This is a genomic window from Pseudideonella sakaiensis (assembly GCF_048320135.1).
Lineage (GTDB): Bacteria > Pseudomonadota > Gammaproteobacteria > Burkholderiales > Burkholderiaceae_C > Ideonella_A > Ideonella_A sakaiensis_A.
The window spans coordinates 1,707,892-1,727,416 of sequence record NZ_CP182947.1 but is presented as its reverse complement, the minus strand read 5'-3'; the positions used below and the strand labels follow the sequence as shown (position 1 = coordinate 1,727,416).

General features: G+C 67.5%; 3 protein-coding genes. All 3 read left to right on the top strand.

Going from position 1 to position 19,525, the window contains the following annotated elements:
• Nucleotide 1: 1 nt before the first annotated feature.
• Genes ACNH6H_RS07685 through ACNH6H_RS07675 form a run of 3 tightly spaced genes read left to right on the top strand, consistent with a single transcriptional unit; the run spans nt 2 to nt 19,517 of the window.
• A complete protein-coding gene (locus ACNH6H_RS07685) occupies nt 2–15,130 on the top strand; it encodes a putative Ig domain-containing protein (RefSeq protein ID WP_418316904.1) in 15,129 nt (5,042 codons plus the stop codon).
• Nucleotides 15,127–17,694 (top strand): ATP-binding protein, encoded by a 2,568-nt coding sequence (locus tag ACNH6H_RS07680; RefSeq protein ID WP_418316903.1) that lies wholly within the window; start codon nt 15,127–15,129, stop codon nt 17,692–17,694. The genes ACNH6H_RS07685 and ACNH6H_RS07680 overlap by 4 nt, the downstream gene beginning before the upstream one ends.
• Entirely contained in the window at nt 17,691–19,517 is a 1,827-nt protein-coding gene (locus ACNH6H_RS07675; RefSeq protein ID WP_418316902.1) for a putative bifunctional diguanylate cyclase/phosphodiesterase, read from the top strand. The genes ACNH6H_RS07680 and ACNH6H_RS07675 overlap by 4 nt, the downstream gene beginning before the upstream one ends.
• Nucleotides 19,518–19,525: the final 8 nt, after the last annotated feature.

The window sequence follows — 19,525 nt, the reverse complement described above, 5'->3', positions numbered from 1 at the left end:
GATGATGCGTCCGGAAGCATTGCTGCTGCGCCGCCCGATCGCCGAAGCGATGGAGGAGCGCATCCTCCATTCGGCCGATCTGTCGCCGCTGTCGCTGCTGCCATTGGCGGCTGGCGAGCCGGTGCAGCATCATCAGTCGCTGCTCGCCGAATCGAGTTCGGCAGCGCGCCATACGCAGGAAATCGTCTTCGTCGACAGCGACCTGTCGGGCATCGACCAGTTGCTGCTCGATCTGCAGACGCAGCGCAGTGCGGGCCGGCCGATCGAGATCGTGCTGATCGGCGCCGAGCAGGACGGCATTGCGCTGATCTCGCAGACGCTGGCCGGCCGAAGCGACATAGGCGCGGTGCATGTGCTCGCGCACGGCAGCGACGGCGTGCTGCAACTCGGCAGCAGCCGCCTCGATGAAACCAGCCTGCTGAGCCGTGCCGCCGAAATCGGCGGCTGGGGCAGCGCGCTGACCGCCGATGCCGACCTGCTGCTGTACGGCTGCGATGTCGCGCAGACCGCGCTCGGCGAAGCCTTCGTCCGCGACCTCGCGCTGCTGACCGGCGCCGACGTCGCGGCCAGCGCCGACCTGACCGGCGCGGCCGCGCTCGGCGGCAACTGGACGCTCGAAAAACAGACCGGCCGCATCGAGGCCGCCGGCATCGCCGATGGCTGGATCGCAAGCAACTGGTACGGCGTGCTCGCGACCTACATCGCCGACCCAACCAAGGCCGACGGCGCGGTCGGCTCATTGCGCTGGGCGCTCAGCCAGGCGAATGCGAATGCCGGCGCCGATACCATCTACCTGCTCGCCGGCACCCACACGCTGACGCTCGTCGGCGCCGGGGAAGATTTCAACGTCAGCGGCGACCTCGACATCCGCGACACCGTGACCATTGTCGGCGGAAGTGCCAATGCGGCCGACACGGTAGTCCGCAGCACCGTCAGCGACCGGGTGTTCGCCTTGCTGTTAGGCGATGCGACGCTGTCGAACCTGACGGTCAGCGGCGGCAGCGGTGGCCAGCAGGGCGGTGGCATCTCGACATCGAACTTCACCAGCCTGACATTGAACAACGTCGTCGTCAGCGGAAACTCCGGCAACAACGGCGGCGGCATCTACGCATTCGGCTCGTTGACGATGAGCGAGACCCGCATCACCGCCAATACTGCCACCGGCATCGGCGGCGGTGTCGTGGTGCGCGGCATCACCAGCCTGAACGACGTCGAGATCAGCGGCAATTCCGGCACCTCCGGCGGCGGCCTCTACCTCTTTAGCGCCGGTACCAATGTCACGATCGACCGGGCGACGATCAGCGGCAACACAGCCAACGTCGGAGCCGGCATCTACGCCAGCAACGGCGGCCTGGCTGCCACCAATTTGACGCTGTCGGGCAATACCGCCAGCGGCCTTGGAGGCGGCATCTACATCAACGTCGGCAGCTATTCGTTCACCGACAGCACGATCGCGAACAACTCCGGCGTCAGTGGCGCCGGCATCGGCAACGGCATCGCGACGCTGAAGAACACCATCGTCGCATCGAATACCGGCGGCAACGCCAGTTTCCAGCAGACCAGCGCCGGCTGGAACATCGATACCGACGGCAGTGCGATCGTCAACGGCGGCACCAACCGCGTCGTCACCGCGGCCGCGCTGAAGCTCGGGCTGCTCGCCGACTACGGCGGCTTCACGAAGACGCACATGCTGCTGAACGGCTCGGTCGCGATCAATACCGGCAACCCCGGCGCGGCAGCGACCGACCAGCGCGGCATCGGCCGCATCGGCACGCCCGATGTCGGCGCGTTCGAGGCCGACGGCAAGCTGATCGTCACGACGACCAACGATGTCGTCGACGGCGCGACCTCGTCGATTTCGGCGCTGCTCGCGAACATGGGAGCCGACGGCCGGATCTCGCTGCGCGAGGCGATCATCGCGGCGAACAATACGCCGGGCGCCGACGTGATCACGCTGCCCGGCGGCAGCTATGTGCTTACGATCGCCGGAAACGACAACACCGCCGCCGCGGGCGACCTCGACATCACCGATGCGCTGACGATCATCGGCGCCGGTGCGCGGACGACGACGGTCAGCAACGGAATCGACCGCGCGTTCGACATCCGCGGCGCGGCGGTGACGATCAGCGGTGTCACGGTGACCGGCAGCACCGGCGGCGATGGTGGCGCTTTCCTGGTTTCCGGTGGCGGCGCATCGCTGACGCTGCGCGATTCGGCAATCAGCTCGAGCACCGCGGGCGGCAGCGGCGGCGGTATCCACCTGACCGGCACATTGATGCTCGACCGCGTGACGATCGACGGCAACGCGGCCAACGGCGGCACCGGCACCGATGGCGGCGGCGGTCTGTATGTCACGGCCGGTTCGACGGCGACGCTGACCAACGTGACGCTGAATGCGAATACCGCGAACCGCGGCGGTGGCGCGATCTCATCGCGCGGCACGGTCAATCTCGTCAATTCGACGGTGGCCGGCAACACCGGGCCCGGCGCCGGCGGCATCGACCGCGCACAGGGCACGGTGACGCTGCTTAACACCATCCTCGCAAACAATACCGGCGGCAATGCGAGCGGCACACTGACCTCGCTCGGCTACAACATCGACAGTGGCAATACCGCCGGGTTGACCGGCACCGGCGACCGCATCAATACCAATCCGCTGCTCGGCGCGCTGCAGTTCAACAGCGGGCAGATCAAGACGATGGCGATCGGCGCCGGCAGCGCGGCGATCGACGGCGGCACCACCACCGGTGCGCCGGGCGTCGATGCGCGCGGCTTTGCCCGTGTCGTCAACGATATCGGCGCCTACGAGCGCAACAGCCTCGTCGTCGATACCTTCAGCGACATCGTCGACGGCGCGACGGGCTCGATCGACGCGCTGCTCGGCAACCGCGGCGCCGACGGCAGGATCTCGCTGCGCGAGGCGGTGATCGCCGCGAACAATACCGTCGGCATCGACGACATCGTGCTGCCGGCAGGCACCTATTCGCTGAGCCTGCCCGGCATCGAGGATTTCGCTGCGGCCGGCGACCTCGATCTGCGCGACAGCGTGCGCATCGCCGGCGCCGGCGCAGCAACCACTGTGATCAGCGGTGGCGGCTCGCATGCGGTGCTGCAGGTGATCAGCGGCACCGCAACGATCAGCGGCGTGACGCTCGCCGACGGCTGGAGCAGCACGACGGGCAGCGGCATCACGATCAATGCCGGCGCGACGTTGAACATGAGCCAGGCCATCGTGCGCAACAACAGCAGCAGCGACAACGGCGGCAGCATCACGACTTCCGGCACGACGACGTTGACCGATGTCGAGGTGCGCGACAACAGCACCAGCAAGGACGGCGGCGGCATCTTTCAGGCCGGTGGCACGCTGACGCTGAACCGGGTCACGCTGGCCAACAACACTGGTGCGAAGGGTGGTGGCCTGCAGACGGCCGCCGGAACCCTGTCGATGACCAATGTCACGGTCAGCAACAACACCGGCACCAACAAGGGCGGCGGCCTGGCGCTCTATGGCGGCACCGCGACGTTGTTGAACGTGACGATTGCCGACAACTGGTCGACGCAGGGCGGTGGCCTCGATTTCGACAGCTTGCTGCCCGCCGGGTCGATCACGATTCGCAATACCTTGTTTGCGAACAATACCGGCGGCCATCTCGGCAAGGACGACAGCAACCTCGTCGCGGTGACCTCGCTCGGCAACAACCTGAGCACCGGCAACAGCCCGGAACTCAGCCATGCCAGCGACAAGAAAAATGCGGTTGCCAACCTCGGCGCGCTCGGCAACTGGGGCGGCTTCACACGGACCCGGCCGCTGCTGGCCGGCAGCGCGGCGATCAATGCCGGCGACAACGCGTCGGCGCCTTCGACCGACCAGCGCGGCTCGGTGCGCGTCGGCGTCGCCGACATCGGCGCCTACGAGTTCGGCGGCGCCGCGAATTCGGCGCCGGTGCTCGATGCGGCGAAGAGCCCGGTGCTGGCGACGATAGCCGCCAATGCGCCGGCGCCGGTCGGCGCGGTCGGCACGCTGGTGTCGGCGCTGGTCGACCTGACGAACCCGGCGGGCGGTCTCGACAACGTGACCGACGCCGATCTCGGCGCGCTGACCGGCCTCGCGGTGATCGGCATCGATACGACCAACGGCAGCGCATTCTGGTCGACCGACGACGGCGCGACCTGGACCGCATTCGGCAGCGTCTCGCCGAGCGCCGGCCTGCTGCTGGCAGCCGATACGCAGACGCGGATCTATTACCGGCCGAATCCTGTTTTCACCGGCACGCTCGGCAGCGCATTGACGATCCGCGCCTGGGACCGCAGCAGCGGCACAGCCGGCACGACGGCAGACACCACCGTCAACGGCGGGGCCACGGCCTTCTCGACCGCCACCGATACGGTCGCATTGACCGTTGCCGCGCCGCCGGTCGTCGTGACGAGCAGCAGCACGCTGGCCTATCTTGAAAATGCCGCGCCGACGCCGGTCGACGCCGCGCTCGCCGTCAGCGATGCCGACTCGGCGAACCTGGTCAGCGCAACGGTGTCGATCTCGGCCAACTACATCGCCGGCCAGGACGTGCTCGGCTTTGTCGACCAGCTCGGCATCAGCGGCAGCTGGGATGCGGCGACCGGTGTGTTGAGCCTCTCCGGCAGCGCCAGCGTCGCCAGCTACCAGATCGCGCTGCGCAGCGTCACCTTCGCCAATTCGAGCGAGAACCCGTCGACCCTGCAGCGCAGCGTGTCCTTCGTCGTCAACGACGGCTCGCTGAGCAATGCGCCGGCGCTGCGCAGCATCGCGGTCAGCGCGGTCAACGATGCGCCATCCGGCACCAATGCAACGATCGCTGTCGCGAAAAACGGCAGCCGGGTGCTGGTGCGAGCCGATTTCGGCTTTGCCGATGCGGCCGGCGAGGCGAACAATTTCACCTCGGTGCTGGTTCAGCTGCCGAGCGCCGGTACGCTGAAGCTCGGCGGTACCACGCTGACAGGTGCGACCGAAGTGACGGTCGCCCAGCTCGATGCCGGCGCGCTGGTCTATTCGCCAGTGCCCGGCGCGGCCGGCAATGGCTACGCGACGATCGGTTTCCAGGTGCGCGACGACGGTGGCACCGCCAACGGCGGCATCGACCTCGATCCGGTGCAGCGCACGCTGACCGTCGACGTGATCAATGCCGCACCGGTGATCACCAGCAATGGCGGCGGCGCCAGCGCGGCGCTCGCGGTGCCGGAAAACAGCACCGCGGTGACGACGGTGACCGCGACCGATGCCGACGGCGACGCGATCCTCTACAGCATCGCCGGCGGCGCCGATGCGGCGCGCTTCTCGATCAACGGCACGACCGGCGAACTGCGCTTCGTCAGCGCGCCGAATTTCGAGCTGCCGACCGATGTCGGCGCCGACAATGTCTACAACGTGACGGTGCGCGCGGCCGATCCGGCCGGCGGCGTCGTGACGCAGGCAATTGCCGTCACCGTCACCGACGTGCTCGGTGCGCCGGGTGCCGCGACCGCTACCTTGATGTTCTCGACCGCATCGGCGCAAAGCCCGGCGGCCGGCGGCAAGACCTGGACGACGACCGACCTGCTGCAATACGGCAACCTCGGCGACCGTTTCGACCTCGATGGCGGGCTGACGACCGGCACCGTCGACCTGCTGCCCGGCTTCGTCGCGCCGAAGACGGTGCGTGGCATGCACTATGTTCAGACCGCGATCACGATCGGCAGCGGGCTCGGCGTCAAGTTCAACCTCAGCCCGGGCGACCTGCTGCTGGTGCTCGACCCGTCTCCGGATCCCAGCGTCTCGCTGAACCTCGGTGCGCTGATCGTCGACCGCAAGGACATCGTCGTTTTCCGGCCGACCGTTGCCGGCAACTATGCGAGCGGCACTTATTCGATGCTGCTGAACGACGGCGTGAAGAATGGCCTGACCAGCTACAACGTGCACGGGCTGACGCTGGTCGAGACCGATACGATGGTCGGCGGCGTGCTGCTGCCGGCAGGCACCTTCGTGGTCGCGCATTCGACGCCGGCGCTGCATGCCAACGTCTACACCTTCACCGCGTCGAGCACCGGCTCGCTGACGACGTCGACCAGCAATACCTCGCTGCTGATCGACGGCAGCAAGATCGGCGTCACCAGCGACAAGATCAGCGGCCTGCACCTGCTGTCGGCGCCGACCGCATTCAACGATGCGGTGCTGCCGGCCGGCACGCTGCTGATGGCAGTCGACGGCGGCAGCCATGTGATCGGCGGCGTCGCGCAGACCGCGGTCGACATCGTTGCGTTGAGCTTCACACGCACCGAACAGAACGGCGGCACGATCGGCAACGGCCAGATGCTGTTCGACGGGTCCGACCTCGGCGTGACGGCGGAGCTGAACGGCTTCACGGTGATTGCCGGCAATGTGACGAACAGCGCGCCGACGGTGGCCAATCCGATCGCCAGCCATTCGACCAACGAAGACGCGCTGTACAGCTTCACCTTTGCCGCCAATACCTTCGCCGATGCCGATGCCGGCGATGTGCTGAGTTATTCGGCAACGCTGCTCAATGGCGCGGCGCTGCCGGGCTGGCTGGCGTTCAACGCCGGCACCCGCAGCTTCAGCGGCACACCGACCAACGGCGAAGTCGGCAGCCTGCAGCTGCGCGTTACCGCGACCGATCCCAGCGGCGCGAAGGCGACCTCGGACTTCACGTTGACGATCGACAACGTCAACGATGCGCCGGTGCTCGACGGCAGCGAAAACCTGCCGGCGATCGGCGAGGACCCTGCGACCAACCCCGGCGCCAGCGTGACCTCGCTGCTGCCCGGCCACGTCAGCGACGTCGACGCCGCTGCGCTCAGCGGCATCGCGGTGATCGCGGTCGACAATGCGAACGGCGCCTGGCAGTACTCGACCAACGGCGGATCGAGCTGGAACCCGTTCGGCAGCGTCAGTGCAGGCACCGCGCGGCTGCTGGCCAGCGACGCCTCGACGCGGATCCGCTTCGTTCCGAATGCGAACTGGAACGGCGCGTCGACGATCCAGTTCCGCGCCTGGGACCAGACCAGCGGCAGCGCCGGCGGCACCGCGAACATCACGGTCACCGGCGGCACCAGCGCATTCAGCACCGCGACCGCCGTCGCGGGCATCACCGTGACGCCGGTCAACGATGCGCCGACCGGCCTGCCGCTGATCAGCGGCAGCGCGACCGAAGACCAGCTGCTGAGCGCTGACGTCAGCGGCATCGCCGATGTCGACGGCCTCGGCGCCTTCAGCTACCAGTGGTTGCGCAACGGCAGCGCGATTGCCGGCGCGACCGCAACGACGCTGCTGCTCGGCGATGCCGATGTCGGCAAGACGATCACTGTGCGCGTCAGTTATACCGATGGCGGCGGCACGCTCGAGACGCAGACCAGCGCGGCCACCGCGCCGGTCGCCAACATCAATGATGCGCCGACCGGCCTGCCGACAATCAGCGGCAGTGCGGTCGAGGACCAGCTGCTGACCGCGGTGGTTTCCGGCATCGCCGATGCCGACGGCCTTGGCGCCTTCAGCTACCAGTGGCAACGCAACGGCAGCGACATCGCCGGCGCAACCGGCTCGACGCTGCTGCTCGGCGATGCCGATGTCGGCAACACGATCAGCGTGCGCGTCGGCTATACCGACGGCCACGGCACGCTGGAGACGCTGACCAGCACGGCGACCGGCCCGGTCGCCAATGTCAACGACGATCCGACCGGCCTGCCGGTGATCGGCGGCAGCGTCGTCGAGGGCCAGACGCTGACCGCGGACGCCAGCGGCATCGTCGACGATGACGGCCTTGGGGCCTTCAGCGTCCAGTGGCAACGCAACGGCAGCGACATCGCCGGTGCGACCGGCAGCAGCCTGCTGCTCGGCAATGCCGATGTCGGCAAGATCATCACCGTGCGCGTCAGCTATGTCGATGGTTTCGGGACGCTCGAATCCGTCACCAGCGCGCTGACCGACCCGGTCGCCAATGTCAACGACGACCCGACCGGCCTGCCGGTGATCAGCGGCAGCGCGGTCGAACACCAGACATTGACAGCCGACGTTTCCGGCATCGCCGATGGCGACGGCCTCGGCGCCTTCAGCTACCAGTGGCAACGCGACGGCAGTGACATTGCCGGTGCAACCGGATCGAGCCTGCTGCTCGGCAATGCCGATATCGGCAAGGCGATCAGCGTGCGCATCAGCTATGTCGATGGTTTCGGCACGCTCGAGACCTTGACCAGTGCGGCGACCGGCCTGGTCGCCAATGTCAACGATGCGCCGACCGGGCTGCCGACGATTGGCGGCAGCGCCGCCGAATACCAGACGCTGAGCGCGAATGTCTCGGCGATCGCCGACAACGACGGTCTCGGCAGCTTCAGCTACCAGTGGTTACGCAACGGCAGCGACATTGCCGGCGCGACCGGCTCGACATTGCTGCTCGGCAGCGCCGACATCGGCAAGACGATCAGCTTGCGCGTCAGCTATGTCGATGGTTTCGGGACGCTCGAGACATTGAACAGTGCGGCGGTCGGTCCGGTCGCCAATGTCAACGATGCACCGACCGGCGTGCCGACGATCAGTGGCAGCGCGCTTGAAGGCCAGACGCTGGTTGCGGACGCCAGCGGCATCGGCGACCTCGACGGCCTCGGCGCTTTCAGCGTCCAGTGGCTGCGCAACGGCAGCCCGATCGCCGGCGCCACCGGCACCAGCTGGCTGCTCGGCAATGCCGATGTCGGCAAGACGATCAGCGTGCGGGTCAGCTACACCGACGGCCACGGCACGCTCGAGACGGTCACCAGTGCGGTGACCGATCCGATAACCAACGTCAACAATGCGCCGACCGGGCTGCCGGTGATCAGCGGCAGCGCGGTCGAGGACCGGCTGCTGACGGCGGACGTTTCCGCCATCGCCGATGGCGATGGCCTCGGCGTTTTCAGCTACCAGTGGCTGCGCAACGGCGGCGTCATAGCCGGCGCAACCGCAACGACGCTGCTGCTCGGCGATGCCGATGTCGGCCAGACGATCAGCGTGCGCGTCAGTTATGTCGATGGCAACGGCACGCTCGAGACGCTGACCAGCGCCGCGGTCGGCCCGATCCAGAATATCAACGATGCGCCGCGCGGCAGCGATGCGACGCTCAGCGTCAATCGCAACGGCAGCCGCACGCTGACGGTCGCCGATTTCGGTTTTGCCGATTTCGCCGGTGAAAGCAATGCCTTCAAGTCGGTGCTGCTGCAACTGCCGAGCGCCGGCACGCTGCGGCTGGGCGGTACCGTGCTCGGCGCGGCGACCGAAGTGACACGGGCACAGCTCGATGCCGGCGACGTCGTTTATGCACCGGCTTTCGGCGGCAGTGGCAATGCCTATGCGACGCTGAAGTTCCAGGTCCGCGACGATGGCGGCACCGCCAATGGCGGCGTCGACCTCGATCCGGTGCAGCGCACGCTGACCTTCGATGTGCTGAACAAGGCGCCGGTGATCACCAGCGACGGCGGCGGCGCGACCGCGGCGCTCGCGATCCAGGAGAACCGCAGCACCGTGACGACGGTGCAGGCAACCGATGCCGACCTCGACACGCTGGTCTACTCGATCATCGGCGGTGCCGATGCCGCGCGTTTCCGCATCGACGCGGCGACCGGCGTGCTGAGTTTTGTCGTGCCGCCGAATTTCGAGCTGCCGGCCGATGTCGGTGCCGACAATGTCTTCAACGTGACGGTGCGCGTCAGCGACGGTGTTGCGGCAGCAACGCAGGCGCTTGCGATCAGCGTGCTCGATGTGCAGGAGGCAATCCAGAACAGCTTCGAGCAACGTGTCAACAGCAGCCTGTCGAACGACCAGCGGACCTCGGCCGACAACCGCGGCAGCCACCGGGCGGTCGCGATCGCGCCGAACGGCAATTACGTTGTCGTCTGGTCGAGCAAGGACCAGGACGGCAGCGGCTGGGGCGTCTACGGCCAGCGCTTCGATCTGTCGGGTGCCGCGCTCGGCGGCGAATTCCGCATCAACCAGACGACCAGCGGTGACCAGCGCTGGGCCAGCGTCGTCAACGACCTCGACGGCAATTTTGTCGTCGCCTGGACGAATACCGTCAGCAGCGGCGACCGCGATGTGATGATCCGCCGCTATGCCGCTGACGGCAGCGCACTCGGCGGCGAACTGCGCGTCAATACGACCACTTCGGCTTACCAGGACAACGCCAGCATCGCGATCGATGCGAACGGCAACGTCATCGTCGTCTGGCAGGGCAATGGCCCGGGCGACAGCGACGGCATCTTCGGCCGCCGTTTTGCCGCCGACGGCAGTGCGATCGACGCGAATGAATTCCGCATCAATACCGACCTGACGCGTTCGCAAACCGACGCCAGCGTCGCGATGAATGCCAGCGGCGCGTTTGCCGTTGTCTGGGACAACAGCACCGGCGTGCAGCTGCGCCTGTACAGCGCCACCGGTACGCCGCTGACCGGCCAGATCGGCGTGGCCAGTGGCTCCGATGCACGCGATGCTGCGGTGGCACTGGCCGACGACGGCACCGCGATCGTCGTCTGGCGCGATATCGTTGCCGACAAGGGCGTCTACCTGCAGCGCTATTCAAGTGCTGGCGCGACGATCGGCAGCACGATCGTCGTCAATACGACAACAAGCGGCGACCAGACCGACCCGTCGGTCGCTGTCGACGGATCGGGCAATTTCATCGTCGTCTGGGAGGGCCGCGGGCCTGGCGACGACAGCGGCGTATTCGGCCAGAAATTCACTGCCGCCGGAGTCCGGGTCGGTGGCGAGTTCCGCATCAACCAGACGACGAAGGACGACCAGGACCGGGCCTCGGTCGCGATGCTCGACCTGAACAATTTTGTCGTCGTGTGGACCAGCGATGCCGACGGCTCGCTCGACGACGAGGTGATGCTGCGCCAGTACGGCAGCCTGAATACCGCACCGCTGCTCAGCGGCATCAACAACCTGCCGACGATCGGCGAGGATCCGCTCAGCAACCCGGGCATGCTGGTGTCGGATCTGCTCGCCGGCAGGATCAGCGATCCTGATCCGGCGGGCACCAGCGGCATCGCGGTGATCGGCGTAGACGACGGTAACGGCAGCTGGCAATACTCGAGCAACGGCGGCGTGTCATGGACCGCCTTCGGCGCGGTCAGCGACAGCTCGGCGCGGCTGCTAGCCAGCGATTCACTGACGCGGGTGCGCTTCGTGCCGAATCCGGACTGGAACGGCAGCGTCGTTGCGGGCCTGACGGTCCGCGCCTGGGACCGCAGCAGCGGCAGCGCCGGCGGCACAGCCGATGTGCGCAGCAACGGCGGGCAGACCGCATTCGGCAGCGCGACCGCCAGCAGCCGCATCACCGTGACGCCGGTCAACGACCTGCCGACCGGCCTGCCGCTCGTCAGCGGCAGCGCGATTGAGGACCAGCTGCTGAGCGTCGTCACCAGCGGCATCGCCGACGCCGACGGCCTCGGCAGCTTCAGCTACCAGTGGCTGCGCAACGGTGTCGCGATCGGCGGCGCGACCGCATCGACGCTGCTGCTCGGCGATGCCGACGTCGGCAAGCTGATCAGCGTGCGCGTCAGCTGGCTCGATGGCGGCGGCACGCTGGAGACGCTGACCAGCGCGCAGACCGCGCCGGTCGTCAACGTCAACGATGTGCCGACCGGCGCGCCGCTGATCGTCGGCAGCGCGGTCGAGGACGCAGTGCTCAGCGTCGTGACCGGCAGCATCGCCGATGCCGACGGCCTCGGCGCCTTCAGCTACCAGTGGCAACGCAACGGCGTCGCAATTGCCGGCGCAACCGGAACCAGCCTGCTGCTCGGCGATGCCGATGTCGGCAGGCAGATCAGCGTGCGCGTCAGCTGGATCGACGGCCACGGCACTGCCGAGGCGCTGACCAGCGCGCCGACCGCGCCGGTGGTGAACATCAACGACATGCCGACCGGCGCGCCGGTGATCAACGGCAGCGCGGTCGAGGACCAGACGCTGACGGCCAATGTCGCGGCAATCGCCGACGCCGACGGCCTCGGCATCTTCAGCTACCAGTGGCAACGCGACGGTATCGCGATCGGCGGCGCAACCGGCAGCAGCCACGTGCTCGGCGATGCCGATGTCGGCAAGCGGATCAGCGTGCGGGTCAGCTGGATCGACGGCCATGGCACCGCGGAAGCATTGACCAGCGCGCAGACCGCGAAGGTCGCCAACGTCAACGATGTGCCGGTCGGCCTGCCGCTGATCGTCGGCAGCGTCACCGAGGACCAGACGCTGTCGGTCGACACCAGCGGCATCAGCGACGATGATGGCCTCGGCCTGTTCAGCGTCCAGTGGCAACGCGACGGCGTGGCGATCGCTGGCGCGACCGGCAGCACGCTGCTGCTCGGCGATGCCGATGTCGGTGCGCGGATCAGCGTGCGCATCAGCTATGTTGACGGCCACGGCACCGCCGAGTCGCTGACCAGCGCATCGACCGCGCCAGTAGCCAATGTCAACGATGCGCCGCAGCTGAACCGGCCGATCGCCGACCAGCGCGCGATCGTCGGCACCACGTTCAGCAAGACCTTGCCGGCCGATACCTTCACCGATGTCGATCCGGGCGAGGTACTGGCCTGGTCGGTGACGACGGCCAGCGGTGACCCGCTGCCGGCCTGGCTGGTGTTCGACCCGACGACCCGCACGCTGTCGGGCACGCCGGCACGCGCCGACCTCGGCGCGATGATGCTGCGCGCCAGCGCCACCGACCTCGCCGGCGCGACGGCATCCGATCTCTTCCGCTTCGACGTCGTGTTGACGAATGTCGCACCGCAGCTCGCCAATCCGATTGCCGATCAGGCGGTTCAGGAGGGCAGCGCGTGGCACTGGAATGTGCCGGCGTCGACCTTCAGCGACAGCGATGTCGACGACGAGCTGACGATCGAGGCCGCGCTGGCATCCGGCGCGGCATGGCCGGCCTGGCTGAGCTTCGATCCGGCGACGCAGACCTTCAGCGGCACGCCGGCGAATGGCGACGTCGGCGCGCTGCAGATCCGGTTGACCGCACGCGACCTCGTCGGCGCCGAGGCGGCGAACGAATTCAGGCTCGTCGTGCTGAACATCAACGATGCGCCGACCGCGGTGCGTGCGATCGCCGACCAGCGCGTCGAGCAGGACCGGCCGTTTGCGCTGACGGTCGATGCCGACAGCTTCAGCGATCCCGATGTCGGCGATTCGCTGCGTTTCAGCGCTGCATTGGCCTCCGGTGCCGCCTTGCCCAGCTGGCTGGTCTTCGACCCGGCGAACCGCAGCTTCAGCGGCACGCCGGGCAATGCCGATGTCGGCGAACTGACGATTCGCATCATTGCAACCGATGACGCAGGCGAGTCGGCATTCATCGATTTCCGGCTGACGGTCGACAACGTCAACGATGCGCCGGTCCGTACGGCCGCATTGACGGACCGCATCGCGACCGAAGGCCAGCCGTTTGCCTTCGCGATCCCGGCCGATACCTTCGTCGACATCGACGCCGGCGATCTGCTGAGCCTGCACGCGACACTCGCCTCCGGCGCCGCGCTGCCGGCCTGGCTGGTCTTCGATCCGTCGACGGGGCGCTTTGCCGGCACGCCGGGCAATGGCGACGTCGGCAGCCTCGTGATCCGCATCACCGCGACCGACCGGGCCGGCGCCAGCGCCAGCGGGGATTTCCGGCTCGACGTGATCAATGTCAACGATGCGCCGTCGCTGAGCGGCGTCAATGACCTCGCATCGGTGCTGGAGGATTCGCGCAACCACCCGGGCACGCTGGTCGCCGACCTGATTGCCGGCCATTTTTCCGACGTCGACGCTGTATCGGGCCGTGGCATCGCGGTGACCGCACTCGACGCAAGCCACGGCAGCTGGCAATTCACGCTCGACGGCAAAAACTGGACCGATTTCGGCCCGGTCAACGAGCAGACCGCCCGGCTGCTGGCTGCCGACGCGACGACCGCGATCCGTTTCGTGCCGAACGAGCGCTGGTTCGGCCGCGTCGCCGACGGGCTGACGCTGCGCGGCTGGGACCAGAGCAGCGGCAGTGCCGGCCAGACCGCCGACGTGCGTGTCCATGGCGGCAGCAGCGCATTCAGCAGCCAGGCCGTGCGCGCTGGCGTCACCGTCGTCCACGTCAACCATGCGCCGGAAGCCAAGGCCATCACCGACCAGGCCGCGGTCGAGGCACGCAGCTGGCAATTCACGCTGCCGCCGGCGACTTTTGTCGACAGCGACGCCGGCGACGTGCTGACTTACCGCGCAACGCTGCTGAACGGTTCGCCGCTGCCGGCTTGGTTGAAATTCGACCCGGCGACGTTGACCTTCAAGGGCAGCCCGGAATCTGCCGATATCGGCAGCATGACCATCCGGGTGATCGCGACCGACGGCAACGGCGCCGCTGCGCAGAGCATTTTTGTGCTGACGGTGCTGCGCGCGCCCGAGCCGCAGACCGGTGCCGTCGTCGACTCTCCGCCGCCGGTGCTGGTGCCGACCGAGCAGCAGGCTGAAGCGGCCGCGGTCGAGAAAACCCTCGTCGCGACGGATGCGCCCGCGGCGCCGCAGTCCGCCGGCAGCAACGGCGACGACGTGCTCGCCGGCGCTGGCCTGCTCAACGTTTCCGGCAGCGGCATCGTCGTCAATCTCGCCGAACCGGTCGTGCCATCGGGCAGCGGCAGCCGCAGCGACGAGATCCTCGCCGCGCTGCCGGTCGCGCAGTTCAATGCGCTGACCGTCCATTCGATGTCGCAACTGCTCACCAGCGAGGATCTGCTGCGCAAGTTCGATGACCTGAAACACCAGATGCAGGATATCGGCGAACAGCAGCGGCAGATGATCGCGTCGAGCCTGGCGATCAGCAGCGGCCTGTCGCTCGGTTATGTGGTCTGGCTGGTGCGCGGCGGCGTGCTGCTCAGTTCGATGCTGTCGGCGCTGCCGGCCTGGCAGATGATCGACCCGATGCCGGTGCTGGCCGCAGCCGGCGCCGCGAAGACCAAGGGCGGCAAGCGCTGGTTTGGCGGACGCGATGTCGACACCGACGACCGCGATGTCGAAAAACTGTTTGATGCGCAGGCCAGGGATTCGATTCCGCCGGCGCCGGTCACCGCGTCCGCAACGACGCCGGCGGCCACCCATGGCACCGAGGTCCGGTCATGAAATACCTTTCATTCCTGCGTTTCCTGTCGAGCCGGGTGCACCTCGCGCTCGGGCTGGCTGCGCTGACGGTTGGCGTTGTTCTCGGGTCCTCGTACATCGGGCTGATTCCGGACGGCGAGGCGATGACGCGCCAGCACCGCGCCGCATTGTCCGAATCGACCGCGCTGCTGGCGTCGGTGCTGCTCGACGAGACCCAGCCCGATGTGCTGCGGCAGACGCTCGAACTGGTGCGCAAGCGCACGCCCGACCTGCTCTCGGTCGGCGTGCGTTCGCAGGCCGGCCAGCTGCTGATCGAGGTTGCCGACCACGCGGCGCACTGGACACCCGGCGAGCGGCTGCAGTCGAGCGATGCCGAGATCGTCGTGCCGTTGTGGCAGGACGGCGCGCCGTGGGGCACGGTCGAGATGCGTTACCAGCCGCTGCGCTCGGCCGGCTGGATCGGTTATGCGCAGGACCCGAGCCTGAAGCTGTCGGGCTTCGTGTTCGCGGTCTGCGTCGTGATGTTTCTGCTCTACCTGCGCCGAATGCTGCGCGAACTCGATCCGTCGCGGGCGGTGCCGCAGCGGGTGCGTGCCGCCTACGACACGCTGACCGAAGGCCTGGTCGTTCTCGACCGCTCCGGCAGCATCGTGCTCGCGAACAAGTCGACCGCGCAGATGCTCGGCGTTGCCGAATCGTCGCTGGTCGCGCGCTCGCCGACCGAATTCGGCTGGAGCCGTGGCGAAGGCGAGGCAGTGGCCGCCGACGAACAGCCGTGGCAGCGCGCGCTGACGACCGGCGAAGCGCAGCGCGACGTCCACATGACGCTCGAGAACGCACTCGGTGTGCGCTTTTCGCTGCGCGCGAACTGCTCGCCAATCCGCGACGACCGCGGCCAGCTGCAGGCACTCGTCGTCAGCTTCCAGGACGTGACCGAACTCGAGCAGCGCGGCATGGCGCTGCAGGCGGCAAAGGAACAGGCCGATGCGGCGAACCAGGCGAAGAGCCAGTTTCTCGCCAACATGAGCCACGAGATCCGCACGCCGATGAATGCGATCCTCGGCTTCACCGAGGTGCTGCGGCGCAACGGCCTGCGCAGCTCGAACGACGCCGCGAAGCACCTCGACATCATCCATTCGAGCGGCAAGCACCTGCTGAACCTGATCAACGACATCCTCGACTTGTCGAAGGTCGAGGCCGGCCGGCTGCAGGCCGAGATGGTCGATGCGGCGCCGCACCGCGTCGCGCTCGAGGTCGTGCAGACGCTGCAGGAACGCGCCGACGACAAGGGCCTGCAGCTGAAGCTCGACTTCCCCGCCTCGTTGCCTGCGACGATCCAGCTCGATCCGGCGCGGCTGCGGCAGATCCTGACCAACCTGGTCGGCAATGCGATCAAGTTCACCGAGCGCGGTGGCGTCACGCTGACGCTGTGGCTCGACAGCTCGCAGCAGCCGCCGCTGTACCGCCTCGATGTCAAGGACAGCGGCATCGGCATCCCGGCCGACAAGCTCGAATCGGTCTTCGAGCCGTTCGTGCAGGCCGAGTCGTCGACGACGCGTCGCTTCGGCGGCACCGGCCTGGGCCTGACGATCAGCCGCGGCTTTGCCCGCGCGATGGGCGGCGACATCGTCGCCAGCAGCGTCTACGGCAAGGGCACGACGTTCAGCGTCTCGCTGCCGGCCGGCGAACTGGTCGGCGTCGAGATGCTCGACCCGGCGCTGCTGCGCGCCAGCATCACCGCTGCCGCACCGCAGGTGCAGGCGACCCGCTGGGCCTTCCCGGCGCGCCGCGTGCTGGTCGTCGACGATGGTGTCGAGAACCGGCAGCTGGTGCGCGTGCTGCTCGAGGAGGTCGGGCTGCAGGTCGAGGAGGCGGAAAACGGCCAGATCGCGCTCGACCGCATCGCCGAGGAAGATTTCGACCTGGTGCTGATGGACATGCAGATGCCGGTGATGGACGGCATGACCGCCACCAGGCGGCTGCGCGACTGCGGCTTCAAGCTGCCGGTCGTTGCGCTGACCGCCAATGCGATGAAGGGTTTCGAGTCCGAACTGGAAGCAGCCGGTTTCGACGGCTACCAGACCAAGCCGATCGACGTCGACGCGTTGCTGCGCGACCTCGCGGCGCGCCTTGGTGGCCAGCCGGTTGCCGAGGCCGACGATGCGATTGCAACGCCGCCGATCGAGGCCGCGCCGATGCTGGTCGATATCGACTTCGATCTCGACATCACGAACGAGCAGGATACGACGGCGTTTGCGCCGCTGACCTCGCGGCTCGCGAACCATGCACGGCTTGGCAAGATCGCCGAGCGGTTTGCGGTACAGCTGCCGGGCAAGCTGGCCGAGGTCGATGCGGCAGCGCATGTCGGCGATTTCGAATCGCTGGCCGCGCTTGCGCACTGGCTGAAAGGCGCGGGCGGCAGCATGGGTTACGACGACCTGTTCGAGCCGTCGAAGGCGCTCGAGATGGCGGCGCGCAATGCCGATCGATTCGCGATCGACGCGCCGCTGGCCGAACTGCACCGATTGTCACAACGCATCAACCGGGGCCTGCGGGCGCCTGAAGTCGAGGAGATGAGCGCATGAAGACCGACATCTGGGCCGATACGCAGCCCGGCGAACCGAGCGACCTGATGGGCCTGAATGCCAGCGCACGCTCGCCGCTGCTCGACGCGAAGGTGATGATGGTCGATGACGAGCCGTTGATGACCGAGCTCGTGCAGGCCTACCTCGAGGAGGAGGGTTACGCGAATTTTGTCGTCAGCAACGATCCGCGCAATGCGATGGAGCTGCTGCACAGCGAGCGGCCGCGCGTGCTGCTGCTCGACCTGATGATGCCGAACCTGTCGGGTTTCGAGGTGCTCGAGCTGATCCGCGCCGAGCGTGAATTCCGCTACCTGCCGGTGATCGTGCTGACCGCGTCGACCGATGCGAAATCGCGGCTGCGCGCGCTGCAGCTCGGCGCCACCGACTTTCTGTCGAAGCCGGTCGATCCGAGCGAACTCGGGCTGCGGCTGCGCAATACGCTGGCCTTCCACGAATACCACAACCGGATGATCAATTTCGACGCGGTGACCGGGCTGCCGAACGCACGCATGTTCGACCCCGGCATCGACGAGATGCTGAAGCGCCGCGACCAGACCGATGGCATGGTCGTGCACTTCAGCATCACGGTGCCGGAGTGCAAGCAGTTGCGCGAAAGTTTCGGCCCCGAGATGGCGGACCAGCTGGCGCGCTCGATCGCCGGCCGGCTCGATCGGTTTGCATTGCATGAAAGCCCGTCGGGCAGCTGGGCGACCGCTGTCGAGCGGGCGCCGCGCGTGGCGCGGCTCGGCGGCGAGCAATTCGGCCTCGCGCTCGAATCGATGCTGCGCATCGAATCGGTCGAGCCGATCGCCAAGCGGCTGATCAGCACGATCTCCGAGCCGCTGGTGATCAACGGCCACGAGGTCGCGCCGAGCGCAAGCTTCGGCATCGCGGTCGCGCCGACCGACGGCAAGGCCGCCGTCGAGTTGCGCAAGAATGCCGACCTCGCCGCCAGTGCAGCGGCGCAGACCGGGCCCGGCCACTACCGTTTTGCATCGGCCGATCTGAATGCGAAGTCGATCGAGCGGGTCACGCTCGGCTCGCAGTTGCGCGGTGCCGCCGCACGCGGTGAACTGGTGCTGCATTACCAGCCGAAGGTCGACCTGGTGACCGGCCGCGTGACCGGCGCCGAGGCGCTGGTGCGCTGGCAGCATCCGGAGTTCGGTCTCGTGCCGCCGCTGCAGTTCATCCCGCTGGCCGAGGAACTCGGGCTGATCTCGAACATCGGCCAATGGGTGATGGAGCGCGCCTGTGCCGATGCCGCCAGCTGGATGCGCGACGGCCTCGGCGAGCTGAAGGTCGCGATCAACGTTGCGAAGCTGCAGTTTGCCTCCGGCAACCTGCGCGCCAATCTGCGCCACGCGATGCACGCGGCCGGGCTGCCGCCGCGGCAACTGGTCGTCGAACTGACCGAAAGCATGCTGATGGACGATGCCGATGCCGGCCTTGCGCAGATGCACGAACTGAAGGCGCTCGGGCTGACGCTGTCGATCGACGACTTCGGTACCGGTTATTCGTCGCTGAGCTACCTGAAGAATTTCCCGCTCGACGAACTGAAGATCGACCGCTCGTTCATCAAGGACCTGCCTGGGCAACTCGCCGACAAGGCGATCGTCAGCACGATCGTCAAGCTCGGGCAAAGCCTCGGCATGTCGGTCACCGCCGAGGGTGTCGAAACCGACGGCCAGCAGAACTGTCTGCGCAGCCTCGGCTGCGACACCTTCCAGGGTTATCTGTTCAGCAAGCCGCTGCCGAACCAGTTGTTCATCGCGCTGGTGCGCGAGCGCTCGCCGCTGCTCGTCACCGAAGACATCGACGTCTGAACGGCGGC

Coding starts and splice junctions, on each gene's coding strand:
- ACNH6H_RS07685 (WP_418316904.1), top strand. CDS start 2: ATGATGCGTCCGGAAGCATTGCTGCTGCGCCGCCCGATCGCCGAAGCG.
- ACNH6H_RS07680 (WP_418316903.1), top strand. CDS start 15,127: ATGAAATACCTTTCATTCCTGCGTTTCCTGTCGAGCCGGGTGCACCTC.
- ACNH6H_RS07675 (WP_418316902.1), top strand. CDS start 17,691: ATGAAGACCGACATCTGGGCCGATACGCAGCCCGGCGAACCGAGCGAC.